Source organism: Streptomyces sp. NPDC058231 (assembly GCF_042882275.1).
In the GTDB taxonomy this organism is placed as follows: domain Bacteria; phylum Actinomycetota; class Actinomycetes; order Streptomycetales; family Streptomycetaceae; genus Streptomyces.
The window spans coordinates 24,318-35,811 of sequence record NZ_JBHVWN010000081.1 but is presented as its reverse complement, the minus strand read 5'-3'; the positions used below and the strand labels follow the sequence as shown (position 1 = coordinate 35,811).

The window sequence follows — 11,494 nt, the reverse complement described above, 5'->3', positions numbered from 1 at the left end:
GAGCGTAGAGAACTCCATGATCACTCAGGCCCGTGCCTGTACTCATGCCCAGAGTGACCGGCCGTCAGGCAGCGCCACCATTTGCCGGTCGGTCTTAAACGCCAGATGTTCGGCCGCGCCGGATTCCAGCTCCTCCGGAAACGCGTGCTGCTCGCTCCGTGAACGAGCTTCGACGCTCAAACGGATGTCACCCGGAGCAGCCAGAATGCGAGAAACTGGTGTCATGCACACAGGAGAGGGCGAAGTTCCACTGTCCGGAGGGCGTATCACTCCGGGGGTCGTCCGCGTTGGCGACACCGTCCGCAGGCCGGTCACTGCCAGATCAGTCTTCGTCACCGAACTGCTGCACCACCTTCAACAACGCAAGTTCAAAGGCGCACCACGGTATCTCGGACTCGACAGCGCAGGCCGCGACACATTCACCTACGTGCCTGGCCGAGTGCCAGCCAGATTCCAGCTCTGGAAAGACGATCAGGTTGCGGCTGCCGGCGCTCTTCTGCGCTCGCTGCATGAAGCCACTCGCAGCAGCCGCCTTACCGGGACATCTCCGGTCGTCTGCCAGCACGATCCAGGCCCGAACAACGTCGTCTTCCACCAAGGTCGACCGGTGGCCTTCATCGACTTCGATACAGCAGCACCTGGCAACCCCCTGGAAGACCTCGGATACATGGCCTGGACCTGGTGCATCTCCTCCAAGCCGCAAGTCCCATCCCCCACGCACAGGCACACCAGGTAAGGATTCTCACCGACTCCTACGGGCTCGACACCTCCGAGCGCGGCAACCTCGTCGACGCCATCCTCGACCGCCAGAACCACAACGCCCTCTGGTGGCACCAGCACCTCAACGCTCCAGACCCACGCGTGGCTGACAGCGAGCAGATCGTCCCCCGGATCGCCTGGTCCCGGCGTGAACACGAACACGCAGCCGCCAACCGCGCTGTCTTCGCGAACGCTCTACGCTAACCGGGATCGATTTGAGGCTGCAGAACTCGAATACGTAGAGTGAAACTGTCACGGAATATGTGCCAGAGCCATCTCTTCGTGGACGAAGCCACCCGCGCCACCACTTGGCCCTTGGGCCGTGATCGTCAGAGGATGCCGAAGAGGCGGTCACGCCAACTGGGGCGCTGGACGTGCAAGGCCAGCCGGCTCAGCCCGTCGTAGTCGCGCTCCAGCAGCTCCTCGGGAACCACCATGTACCCGAGGTCGACCAACGCCCGATCGACCTGGTCAAGATCAGCAGAGTCCAGCTCGCCTTCGGCTCGGGCCTCTTCGGTACCGAGAAAGGCTCCGGGTTGTCTGCACAGACCAGGGCGAGCGACCCGAACTTGCTCACGCAGACCACGATCCGAGTCCCACAGACGGTTGCTTCCGCGGGCACGACGACGCGTCCGTACTCGCTGGAGTCCTTGGTGTCCTGCTCAGTAAGGCACCGAGCTGAGAAGTCGCCCTCGAGCCGTGCCACCAGGCCGCCGAACAGAACGGCGGTCTCGCGGCGCTTGTAGTCTCGCGGCCACTCCAGCCATTCCGGATCGTCGAGCCGACGCAGCAACCGGCTCGATTAACGACCACTGCTCATCCGATAAGTCGCTTGGGTACGACCTGCGTTCACTCACACGGCCACCCCAACAGACCACCAGCTGCGGACCAGCGGAATTCCGCCCGCACCCACACCATCGGGCGATGACAGAATCACTCAAAGACTCACGAACTGCCCTCTTAGACGGTCGGGGAGGCGCTGAAGTTCGTGTTCCGATAGCCCTTGCCGTCGCCGTCCCAGTCGAGCTGGATGACGCCGTCGGCGAGGTAGCGGCTCGAGCCGGCCTTGTATTTGATCGTCCCGGTGGTGTAGCTGCCGTTGCCTGCCGTGTTGCCATGTTCGAGCTTGTACTCGAGGCCGGTGTAGTTCGCCGATTTCACGACGGGGTCGGTGCCGGATACGGACTTTTTGATCTGGAGGTGGAAGCGGGCGGCGTCGAGGGTGTCGGTCTGGTTGACGTACCAGACGGGTCCCTCGAAGTCGACCTTGGCGTATGCGTATATGTAGCCGCCGGAGCGCTTGGCACAGAGCTTGACGTCGAAGTTGTAGTTGTCGGAGTAGGGACCGGAGTAGGCCGGGTTGTCGACGGAGGCGCTGCTGGTCTTGCATTGGTAACTCGCTGCGGAGGCCGTGGTGGCGGTGGCCAGCGAGGTGCCGGTCACAACCGTGGCAGTGATGAGGGCCGAGGCGGCGAGGCGCTTGAGGCGGAGCATGTGGGGTGTTCCTTCGAGAAAAGTACGGGTGGGATGCTGGGACGGTGAAGACCGCCGGCCGTGCCGGGCAGGTGCCTGAGGTCCGCCAGGTTCGAGACCGCCGCGCGCTTGTCGGAAAGCGCGGGTGGCCCGTAGCCGGTGGCAGGAACTCGCGAACCGTGGCACAGAGCCCGTTCTGACCTGCGGATCTGGAATCTACCTTCCGTCAATGGCGAGTTGATCTCGGGTTCAGCTTTCACTTGCCCGGACGCAGGGCGGGCTGGTGCGGTTGCGGCGTGCTGGCAGGGACCGTTCGCGACCCCTGGACGCAGCAGTGACGCCTCCCAGTGAGTATCGGAGGTGGCTTCGTCGATCTCTGGGAGGTTCTGGCACAGATCTTGGGGAGCGGTCGCGAAGGGTGACAGGTTCGTTCGATTGCAGGGAGGGGCGGCGGCCTCGGGGACCGTCAGCGTTCACGCATTCTTGTCCACCACCAGCGCGTGCACCGACGAACGGCGCGAGCGCGGACGCGGTGGTGGCCGCGTCAGGTGTTGGACGGGGACGTCGTCGTTGTGGTGTTCCAGCTGGCGAGGAGGTTGAGGGCTTCGGCGTCGCGGCTGCCGGGGGCGACGCCGCAGATGATGAGGTACAGGCCCTCGTCGGCGGTGAGGTGCATGGTCTCGTAGTTGAAGGTCATGTCGCCGACGAGGGGGTGGGTGATGCGTTTGGCGCCGGCGCGGTGGCGGCGGACTTCGTGGCGGGCCCAGCGGCGGTCGAAGGTGTCGCCGCGGGTGGAGAGTTCGCCGATGAGGTCGGACAGGGCCTTGTCGTGGGGGTTGCGGCCGACTTCGGCGCGCAGGGTGGCGACGTTCTGGTCGGCGACGGCGTCCCAGTCGGGGTAGAACTCGGGCGCGGCCGGGTCCAGGAAGGTGAAGCGGGCGGAGTTTACCGGGCGGGCCGGGCTGTCGAAGACGGGTGCGAACAGGGCGCGGGCCAGGGCGTTGCCGGCCAGGAGGTCCAGACGGCCGTTGCGGATGTAGGCGGGGACGCCGTTCATGGCCTCCAGCATGTTCCACAGTTCCGGGCGCAGGGTGCGGCGGGCGGGGTGGCGGGGGGTGCGGGTCTGGGCGGTGGTGGCGTTGGTGGTGCGGACCAGGTCGAACAGGTGGGCGCGTTCGGCGTCGTCCAGCTGCAGGGCGCTGGCGATGGCGTCCAGGACGGCGTCGGTGGCGCCGCGGGCGTCGCCGCGCTCCAGGCGGGTGTAGTAGGGCACGCTGACTCCGGCGAGCTGGGCGACTTCCTCCCGGCGAAGGCCCGGGACGCGGCGTGCTCCGGCGAGCGGGGAGGGTGTGAGGCCGGCCTGCTCGGGGGTGATCCGGGCGCGGCGGGTGGTGAGGAAGTCGCGGATCTCGCTGCGTCGGTCCATGCCTCGACACTACGTCCGGGCGCCTCATGGGACTCGGGGGTGGGGGACCCTGCCAGGGTCCGCTTGGCGCCCCCGATCAGGCGGTGTGCGGTGTTCGCTGGGTAGCAGGCAGCCGATGAGGGGTGCCGCCGACCCGGGTGCCGGGTCAGCCCCTGTTAGGGAGAGTTGAGTCCATGCGTGCAACCCTGCTCCACCAGGCCGGTGACGTCCGGGTCGAGGACGTGGCGGACCCGAAGGTCCAGCAGCCCACCGACGCGGTGGTGCGGATCGTGCTCGGGTGCATCTGCGGGAGCGACCTGTGGCCTTACAAGTCACAACCACTAACCGATACGCCGCGGCAGATGGGCCACGAGTTCCTGGGCGTGGTCGAGGAGACCGGCCCGCAGGTCACCAGCGTCAAGGTCGGGGACCTGGTGGTGGCCCCGTTCACCTACAGTGACGGCACCTGCGAGTACTGCCGCGCGGGGCTGCACACCTCCTGCGAGCACGGCGGCCCGTGGGGCGTGAACGGCGTCGACGGCGGCCAGGGCCAGGCCGCCCGCGTCCCCTTTGCCGACGGCACCCTGGTCCCGCTGCCGGTCGGTGAGGATTCCGAGCTGCTGCCGGACCTGCTCACCCTTTCGGACGTGCTGTGCACCGGTTATCACGCGGCCCTGACCGCCGGCGTCCGGGCGGGCGAGAGCGTGACCGTGGTCGGCGACGGCGCGGTGGGCCTGTCCGCGGTCATCGCCGCCAAGCTGCTGGGTGCGGAGCGGATCATCCTTATGGGCCGCCACGCTGCGCGCACCGACCTGGGCCGCGCGTTCGGTGCCACCGACGTGGTCGCCGCACGCGGCGAGGAGGGCGTGGCCGCGGTGCGCGAGCTGACCGGCGGGCGCGGTACCGGGCGGGTGCTGGAATGCGTGGGTCTCAAGGACGCTCTGGTGCAGGCCGCGGGGGTGGTCCGCGACGGCGGCACCATCAGCCGCGTCGGCGCCCCGCAGTACCCGGAGGTGCCGCTCGGCTTCCCCGAGTTCCTGCGCAACATCACCCTGACCGGCGGCGTCGCCCCCGCCCGCGCCTACATCAACGAACTCATGCCGCGCATCCTGGACGGCAGCATCCACCCGGGCCGCGTGTTCGACCGCACCGTGGCCCTGGAGGACGTCGCCGAGGGCTACCGCCTGATGAACGACCGCGAAGCCCTCAAGGTCATCGTCCGCCCCTGACCAGCGCGCGCCAGTCCACCACGACCACCCCACCGAACGAAGGACGGGAATCCTCATGAAGCACATCCGCCTGCGTGACCTGGACGTCTCCCGCATCGGCCTGGGAGCCATGGGCATGTCCCACGGCTACACCGGTTGCGGCAGCGACGACGAGCAGTCCGTGCGCACCATCCACCGAGCCCTGGAGCTGGGTGTCACCCTGATCGACACCGCCGAGGTCTACGGCCCCTACACCAACGAGGAACTGGTGGGCCGCGCGCTGAAGGGCCGCCGGGACCACGTGGTGCTGGCCACGAAGTTCGGCCTGATCTCCCACACCGGCCGCGAGGGCGGCACCGACAGCAGCCCGGACAGCGTCCGCGCCGCCGTCGAGGGCTCGCTGAAGCGCCTGGGCACCGACCACATCGACCTGTACTACCAGCACCGCGTGGACCCCGGCACCCCGATCGAGGAGACCGTTGGCGCTCTGGCCGAGCTGGTCGCCGAGGGCAAGATCAGGCACATCGGCCTGTCCGAGGCCGGCCCCGACACCATCCGCCGCGCCCACGCCGTGCACCCGGTCACCGCCGTGCAGTCGGAGTACTCGCTGTTCACCCGCGACCCCGAGGCCCGCGTCCTTCCGGTACTGCGTGAGCTGAACATCGGCTTCGTGCCGTTCTCCCCGCTCGGCCGCGGCTTCCTCACCGGCGCGATCCGCTCCCCCGAACAGTTCGCCGCAGACGACTTCCGCGCCGACAACCCCCGCTTCACCGGCGAGAACTTCCAGCACAACCTGAACCTGGCCGACCAGGTCGCCGCCATCGCCGCCGAGATCGACGCCAGCCCCGGACAGGTCGCGCTGGCCTGGCTGCTGGCCCAGGGCCAGGACATCGCCCCCATCCCCGGCACCCGCCGCGTCGCCCGCGTCGAGGAGAACACCGCCGCCGACACCCTCCACCTCACCGACGAGCAACTCGCCCGGCTCAGCGCCCTTCCCCCGGCCGCGGGGCAGACCCACAACCCGGCGCAGATGAAGATGATGGAGCGCTGATGACCGGCATCAACCCCCGCGTGGCACCCGACCTCATGCGCCACCACGCGCCCAAGCTGGCCGACCTCACCGACGACGTGCTGTTCGCCGACGTGTGGAAGCGCCCGGATCTGTCCCCGCGCGACCGCAGCCTGATCACCGTCGCCGCCCTGGTGTCCCTTGGCCGCGACGCCCAGCTGACCGGCCACTTGCAGCGCGCCCTGGACAACGGCCTGACCCGCGACGAACTCGCCGAGGCCATCACCCACCTCGCCTTCTACGCCGGCTGGCCCGCCGCCATGAGCGCCACCACCGTCCTGGCCCAGGTCACCGAGAACAGCGCCGACACCCCGTCCCCGGCAGACCACCAGCCCCGCTGAGGAGTACCCCGTGCAGCACCTGACCCTGAACAACGGCGTGACCATGCCCGCCCTCGGATTCGGCGTCTTCCAGACACCCCCCGACGTCACCGAACAGGCCGTCACCTCCGCGCTGGAGACCGGCTACCGGCTCATCGACACCGCCGCCGCCTACGCCAACGAACGCGAAGTCGGCAACGCCATCCGCAACTCCGGCCTGCCGCGCGACGAGGTCTTCATCGAGACGAAGGTCTGGATCAGCGACTACGGCTACGACCAGACCCTGCACGCCTTCGACAAGAGCGCCGGTAAGCTCGGCGTCGAGCAGATCGACCTGTTCATCCTCCACCAGGCCCTGCCCGACCGCTTCGACCTCACCCAGGAGGCGTACCGCGCACTGGAGACCCTCCTCGCCGACGGCCGGGTGCGCGCCATCGGCGTCAGCAACTTCATGCCCGACCACCTCGACCAACTCCTCAAGCAGGCGCCCCTGGTCCCGGCCGTCAACCAGATCGAGGTCCACCCCTACTTCGCCCAGCCCGCCGTCCAGGCCGCCGACGCCGCCCACGGCATCCTCACCCAGGCGTGGTCCCCCATAGGCGGCATCACCAGCTACCGCGGCACCGGCACCAGCACCTTCGACGACCCCGTCATCACCGCCATCGCCACCGCCCACGGCAAGACCCCCGCCCAGGTCATGCTCCGCTGGCACCTCCAGCAGGGCCGCAACGCCATCCCCAAGTCGGTGCGCCCCCAGCGCATCGTCGAGAACTTCGACGTCTTCGACTTCCAGCTCACCCCCGCCGAACTCGAAGCCCTCGACAACCTCGACACCGGCACCCGCGGCGGCCCCGAACCCGCCGCCATCACGCTGGAAGCCTTCGGCCGCGACATCCCCGAAGCCTGACCCATCCAGGAGCTCTGCACGCGCAGAAGGACGGGAAGCGGTCTTTGTGTCCGCAGGCTCCCTGCCCTACCGGCAGGGAGCCCGGCTGCTCACAGCCACGGTCCGTTCGAGCCGGGTCTGGCCAGGAGGCTGAGGTACTCGCCGCCGCACCCTGACCGCCAAGGGCGTCAACGCCCCGGCGGGGTCCGGCGGCGTCGAGGGATTGTTTGGTGATGCGTTCGATGCCGTCGCAGATGGCGGTGATGGCTGCTTGGCGGATGAGCAGGTCACGGAAGTCCCGCCAGCCGAAGCCCTTCGGCTCGTCCTTACGGCCCCGATACTCGCGGACGGCGTAGATCAGCCGGGACCTCTCACCGGGTCTGTAGCAGGTCATGCCCGCTATCGACACTCGTCCGGAGCCCCGGCCGCGAACCCGGTGTGGGCTGCGGTTGGCGGTGCCGCTGGCCAGGGGCGTTCGGATTGTCACGGCGGCGAGGATCAGGGCGAGGACGGCGTACGTCGCCCGCCAGGACAGGTGGTCGGCGAGCGCGGCAGTGGCAGGTGTGAAGACGGTGGAGGCAAGGCCGCCGGCGAGGGTGACGATCGTGAGGGCGCGGACGTGGTCGGGCGCCCACCAGCGGGTGAGGGCGGCGAGAGCGGGCACGCGCCATTGCTTGAGACGGTTGATTCCATGGGATGAGCTCGATCTCGACGCGGACGAGGACCCGCGCCAGCTCTTCGGGCTCGACGAGTTGAGCTTCGGCACCCGCAACGGGCTGTGGCCCATCGCGAGCACCGACCGAGGAGAGACAATCTTCCTCATCTCTGCGACCAGTGTCCCCAGGCTCTTGGTGAGCTACGACGAAACCTGGGCAGAGCACCGCATGAGCTTCGCCGAATGGCTCTACCGCTATCTCATCGGTGATGACATGACCGGTCCCAACAGCGCAGCCTTCTATCCGGCCCAGTGCAAATGCGACACCTGCCGATGTCCGCCGACGAACGCCCCGAGCCTTGGTACGGCCCAGACCGCGGCATGTGAGAAGCCAACCGCGCTGGCAGGAGCGGCGACCCAAACGAGATGACCTCTTAACAGCAGGCCCCGAAAGTCCCTCGGTTGGAAGGCACCCGCTGAAGCACTGAATGAGCATCTACGGTTGATCCAACAGGTCGGTGTTGTCCCGACGACCGGTTGAGTTCGGGCTTGGATCCCCGATGTTGTTACCCGACCTTCGGTCAGATTCCGAGGTCCTTGGCGATGACGGTCTTCTGGACTTCGTTGGTGCCGCCGTAGATGCGGCTGACGCGGGTGTCGGCGTAGAGGCGGGCGATGGGGTACTCGAGCATGTAGCCGTAGCCGCCGTGTAGTTGGAGGCACTTGTCGATGACGCGGCCGGCGACCTCGGTTCCGAACAGTTTGAGTTTTGACGCGTCGGCCGCGGTTAGCTCGCCGGTGTCGTACAGCTCGATGGCCTTGTCGACCATGGTCTGGAGCGCCTCGGTCTCAGCGGCGCACTCGGCGAGGACGAACTTGGTGTTCTGGAAGGAGGCCACCGGCTTGCTGAAGACCTGACGGTCCTTGGTGTAGTCGATCGCGAAACTGATCGCGGCGGTCGCGGTGGCAGCGGCGCTGATGCCGATGACCAGGCGCTCCTTGACCAGGTTCTCGCCCAGGTAGAAGAAGGCCTTGCTCTCCTCGCCAAGCACGTCCTCCACGGGGACCTTCACGTCGGCGAAGGACAGTTCCGCAGTGTCGGAGATTTTGAGGCCAATCTTGTCGAGCTTGCGGCCGATTGTGAAACCCGCGGCGTGCGCGTCGACGTTGAGAATGGTCAGGCCCAGGCGACGATTCTCCGCCGGTGCCGGGGAGGTGCGGCAGACCACCAGGACACGGTCGGCGAGCATGCCACCGGTGATGAAGGTCTTGGCGCCGTTGAGGATGTAGTGCGTGCCGTCGTCGGACAGTTTGGCGTTGGTCGCCATGCCTGCCAGGTCGGAGCCGGTGCCCGGCTCGGTCATCGCGATCGCGTACATGGCCTCGCCACTGACGAACTTCGGCAGCCAGCGCTGCTTCTGCTCCTTGGTGGCGTATCGCGTCAGGTAGCCCAAACAAAGGCCGCTGTGGACCGCGGAGCCTCCGAAGCTGACCGCAGCGCGGGCCGTCTCGTCGGCGATCACGGTCTCGTACTTGATGGTGGTCTCGCCCGCGCCGCCGTACTCTTCCGGCACCTCGATGCCGAAGATGCCCAGCTCACCGAGCTTGTTGTAGAAGTCGCGCGGCGGGTGGCCGGCCTTCTCCCACGCGTGGAAGAACGGGGTGACTTCGTTAGCGATGAACTCGCGGATAGTCTGCCGGAAGGCCTCGTGGTCCTCGTTGAACAGGTCGCGGCGCACGGTCGCCTCTTTCGTTTCACTGGGTGGGATGCAACTGCGGTGTAGGGCGCAACCGTGGTGGGCCGCGCCTGGTGCACGGCCGGGCCGGAGAGCAGGCCTGAGCCTGTCCAGACCCCGGCCGTGCACCGGTGAGCCGGGTTCGCACCGGGCTCACCATGGAGACGACTCGCTCCGGGATGGCTCTACTTGGGGGCCATGCGGATGGCACCGTCGAGGCGGATGGCTTCGCCGTTGAGCATGGCGTTGTGGACGATGTGCTCGGCCAGGGCGGCGTACTCGTCGGGGTCCCCGAGCCGGGCGGGGTGCGGGACCATGGCGCCGAGGGCGGCCTTGACCGGCTCCGGGGCGCCGGCCAGCAGGGGGGTGTTGAACAGGCCGGCATCGCCGGCATGACCCTGCCGATCGCCCGCGACCTCGCCTCCCTCAAGATCCGCGTTGCCACCATCGCACCCGGTCTGTTCCGCACCCCCCTGCTCGCCAGCCTTCCCCAGGAAGCCCAGGACTCCCTCAGCACCCAGATCCCCCACCCGAGCCGCCTCGGTGACCCCGACGAGTACGCGGCGCTGGCCGAGCACCTCATCCACAACGCGAGGCTCAACGGCGAGGTCATCCGCCTCGACGGCGCCATCCGCATGGCCCCCCGCTAAAGAGCGAACCCATTCAGCAAGGAGACACCACCCATGCGTGACGCAGTCATCGTCGACGCCATACGCACCCCGGTCGGCAAGGGCAAGCCCGGTGGAGCCCTGTCGGGCGTCCACCCCACCGACCTCTCCGCCCACGTCCTGCGGGCCCTCGCCGAGCGCACCAACCTCGACCCGGCCCACGTCGACGACGTGGTCTGGGGCTGTGTGTCCCAGGTCGGCGAGCAGTCCGGAGGCATCGGCCGCTACGCCGTGCTGGCTGCCGGCTGGCCCGAGCACGTGCCGGGCCTGACCATCGACCGCCAGTGCGGGTCCTCCCAGCAGGCTGTGCACCAGGCCGCTGCCGGGGTCATCGCCGGCCAGTACGACATCGCCATCGCCGGCGGTGTCGAGGCCATGTCCCGCGTCCCGATGGGCGCCAACCTCGCCGGTGGGCATTTCGGCAAGCCATTCGGTCCCCTGGTCGGCGAGCGCTACAACCACGTCGAGTTCAACCAGGGCATCGGCGCCGAGATGATCGCCGAGGAGTTCGGGCTGACCCGGGAGGAGCTGGACCAGCACGCGCTCGACTCGCACGCAAGGGCCGCCCAGGCCATCGACGAAGGCCGGTTCAAGGGCCAGATCACCCCGGTGACTCTGACCGACACGGACGGCAGCACCCGCCTCTTCGACACCGACGAGGGCGTGCGCCGCGGCGGCACGCTGGAGGCGCTGGCCGGGTTGAAGACGCCGTTCAAGGAGGACGGCGTCATCTCGGCGGGCAACGCTTCGCAGATCTCCGACGGTGCTGCCGCGCTGCTGATCACGACCAGCGAGATCGCCGCCGCCCGCGGATGGACCCCGCTCGCCCGCATCCACACCGCGGTCGTCACCGGCACGGACCCGGTCACCATGCTCAAGGGCCCGATCCCGGCCACGCAGAAGGTACTCCAGCGCTCAGGGCTCTCGCTTGAGGAGATCGGCGCCTTCGAGATCAACGAGGCCTTCGCCTCGGTCTCGCTCGGCTGGCAGCGCGCCACCGGCGCCGACTACGAGCGCCTCAACCCCAACGGTGGCGCCATGGCGATCGGCCACCCGCTCGGCGGCTCCGGCGCACGCCTGATGACCACCCTCGTCCACCACATGCGCGACCAGGGCATCCGCTACGGCCTGCAATCCATGTGCGAGGGCGGGGGCATGGCCAACGCCACCATCCTCGAACTCCTCTGACACCACGACGCGGGGGGGGGGGGGGGCGGCGGCCCCCCCGGGAAACCCGCCCCCCCCCCCCACCCCCCCCGCCCCCCGAAAGCCCCCCAAACCCCCCCAGCCGGGCCGAGAGCCCCCGACGTCGGCG

At 68.4% G+C, this 11,494-nt stretch carries 14 protein-coding genes and 2 pseudogenes; 9 read left to right on the top strand and 7 right to left on the bottom strand.

The window, feature by feature from the left end:
• Positions 1–322: 322 nt before the first annotated feature.
• Positions 323–598 carry a hypothetical protein gene (locus ACFVXE_RS33685; RefSeq protein ID WP_389676972.1) on the bottom strand — a complete coding sequence of 92 codons (276 nt, stop codon included), beginning with the start codon at positions 596–598 and terminating at the stop codon, positions 323–325.
• Here ACFVXE_RS33685 and ACFVXE_RS33680 point away from each other — a divergent pair.
• Positions 497–736 (top strand): aminoglycoside phosphotransferase family protein, encoded by a 240-nt coding sequence (locus tag ACFVXE_RS33680; protein ID WP_389676969.1) that lies wholly within the window; start codon positions 497–499, stop codon positions 734–736. The genes ACFVXE_RS33685 and ACFVXE_RS33680 overlap by 102 nt on opposite strands.
• A complete protein-coding gene (locus tag ACFVXE_RS33675; protein ID WP_389676966.1) occupies positions 682–963 on the top strand; it encodes a hypothetical protein in 282 nt (93 codons plus the stop codon). Before ACFVXE_RS33680 ends, ACFVXE_RS33675 begins: the two co-directional genes overlap by 55 nt.
• A 125-nt stretch (positions 964–1,088) precedes the next feature.
• Here ACFVXE_RS33675 and ACFVXE_RS33670 read toward each other — a convergent pair whose 3' ends face one another.
• From ACFVXE_RS33670 to ACFVXE_RS33660, 3 genes are all read right to left on the bottom strand, one after another.
• Positions 1,089–1,214: a hypothetical protein gene (locus tag ACFVXE_RS33670; protein ID WP_389676965.1), complete on the bottom strand. Its 126-nt coding sequence runs from the start codon at positions 1,212–1,214 to the stop codon at positions 1,089–1,091.
• Between the two features lie 505 nt (positions 1,215–1,719).
• A complete protein-coding gene (locus ACFVXE_RS33665) occupies positions 1,720–2,253 on the bottom strand; it encodes a hypothetical protein (protein WP_389676963.1) in 534 nt (177 codons plus the stop codon).
• 523 nt (positions 2,254–2,776) lie between these two features.
• On the bottom strand, positions 2,777–3,658 hold the full coding sequence (locus ACFVXE_RS33660; protein ID WP_389676961.1) for a helix-turn-helix transcriptional regulator: 882 nt from the start codon (positions 3,656–3,658) through the stop codon (positions 2,777–2,779).
• A 173-nt stretch (positions 3,659–3,831) separates the two neighbouring features.
• On the opposite strand from ACFVXE_RS33660, the gene ACFVXE_RS33655 reads away from it, so the two are divergent.
• From ACFVXE_RS33655 to ACFVXE_RS33640, 4 genes are read left to right on the top strand one after another with little or no spacing between them, the layout of a single operon-like run.
• A complete protein-coding gene (locus ACFVXE_RS33655) occupies positions 3,832–4,866 on the top strand; it encodes an alcohol dehydrogenase catalytic domain-containing protein (RefSeq protein WP_389676959.1) in 1,035 nt (344 codons plus the stop codon).
• Positions 4,867–4,921: 55 nt separating this feature from the next.
• Entirely contained in the window at positions 4,922–5,896 is a 975-nt protein-coding gene (locus ACFVXE_RS33650; protein WP_389676957.1) for an aldo/keto reductase, read from the top strand.
• Complete coding sequence (locus ACFVXE_RS33645; RefSeq protein WP_389676956.1) at positions 5,896–6,255, top strand: carboxymuconolactone decarboxylase family protein; 360 nt, start codon at positions 5,896–5,898, stop codon at positions 6,253–6,255. The genes ACFVXE_RS33650 and ACFVXE_RS33645 overlap by 1 nt, the downstream gene beginning before the upstream one ends.
• Before the next feature lie 10 nt (positions 6,256–6,265).
• On the top strand, positions 6,266–7,141 hold the full coding sequence (locus ACFVXE_RS33640; RefSeq protein ID WP_389676954.1) for an aldo/keto reductase: 876 nt from the start codon (positions 6,266–6,268) through the stop codon (positions 7,139–7,141).
• Here the strand turns inward: ACFVXE_RS33640 and ACFVXE_RS33635 are convergent.
• Positions 7,101–7,907, bottom strand: coding sequence for an MFS transporter (locus ACFVXE_RS33635; RefSeq protein ID WP_389676967.1), 807 nt, complete (start codon positions 7,905–7,907; stop codon positions 7,101–7,103). The genes ACFVXE_RS33640 and ACFVXE_RS33635 overlap by 41 nt on opposite strands.
• Between ACFVXE_RS33635 and ACFVXE_RS33630 the strand changes: the two genes are divergently transcribed.
• A complete protein-coding gene (locus ACFVXE_RS33630) occupies positions 7,804–8,205 on the top strand; it encodes a hypothetical protein (RefSeq protein ID WP_389676971.1) in 402 nt (133 codons plus the stop codon). The two genes, ACFVXE_RS33635 and ACFVXE_RS33630, sit on opposite strands and share 104 nt — an antisense overlap.
• A gap of 151 nt (positions 8,206–8,356) precedes the next feature.
• On the opposite strand, the gene ACFVXE_RS33625 is transcribed toward ACFVXE_RS33630, so the two are convergent.
• Together ACFVXE_RS33625 and ACFVXE_RS33620 are read right to left on the bottom strand one after the other, a co-directional pair.
• Positions 8,357–9,514 (bottom strand): acyl-CoA dehydrogenase family protein, encoded by a 1,158-nt coding sequence (locus ACFVXE_RS33625; RefSeq protein ID WP_389676952.1) that lies wholly within the window; start codon positions 9,512–9,514, stop codon positions 8,357–8,359.
• Between the two features lie 182 nt (positions 9,515–9,696).
• Positions 9,697–9,891: pseudogene (locus ACFVXE_RS33620) on the bottom strand (3-hydroxyacyl-CoA dehydrogenase); the annotation flags it as partial.
• On the opposite strand from ACFVXE_RS33620, the pseudogene ACFVXE_RS33615 reads away from it, so the two are divergent.
• Positions 9,886–10,161, top strand: a pseudogene (locus ACFVXE_RS33615) (SDR family oxidoreductase); the annotation flags it as partial. The pseudogenes ACFVXE_RS33620 and ACFVXE_RS33615 sit on opposite strands and share 6 nt — an antisense overlap.
• 33 nt (positions 10,162–10,194) lie before the next feature.
• Positions 10,195–11,367 (top strand): thiolase family protein, encoded by a 1,173-nt coding sequence (locus ACFVXE_RS33610; protein ID WP_389676951.1) that lies wholly within the window; start codon positions 10,195–10,197, stop codon positions 11,365–11,367.
• Positions 11,368–11,494 lie beyond the last annotated feature (127 nt).

What these genes read in the sequence shown, in the direction of transcription:
- ACFVXE_RS33665 (WP_389676963.1), bottom strand. Translation starts at nt 2,253, where the DNA reads ATGCTCCGCCTCAAGCGCCTCGCCGCCTCGGCCCTCATCACTGCCACG.
- ACFVXE_RS33660 (WP_389676961.1), bottom strand. Translation starts at nt 3,658, where the DNA reads ATGGACCGACGCAGCGAGATCCGCGACTTCCTCACCACCCGCCGCGCC.
- ACFVXE_RS33655 (WP_389676959.1), top strand. Translation starts at nt 3,832, where the DNA reads ATGCGTGCAACCCTGCTCCACCAGGCCGGTGACGTCCGGGTCGAGGAC.
- ACFVXE_RS33650 (WP_389676957.1), top strand. Translation starts at nt 4,922, where the DNA reads ATGAAGCACATCCGCCTGCGTGACCTGGACGTCTCCCGCATCGGCCTG.
- ACFVXE_RS33645 (WP_389676956.1), top strand. Translation starts at nt 5,896, where the DNA reads ATGACCGGCATCAACCCCCGCGTGGCACCCGACCTCATGCGCCACCAC.
- ACFVXE_RS33635 (WP_389676967.1), bottom strand. Translation starts at nt 7,907, where the DNA reads ATGGGCCACAGCCCGTTGCGGGTGCCGAAGCTCAACTCGTCGAGCCCG.
- ACFVXE_RS33610 (WP_389676951.1), top strand. Translation starts at nt 10,195, where the DNA reads ATGCGTGACGCAGTCATCGTCGACGCCATACGCACCCCGGTCGGCAAG.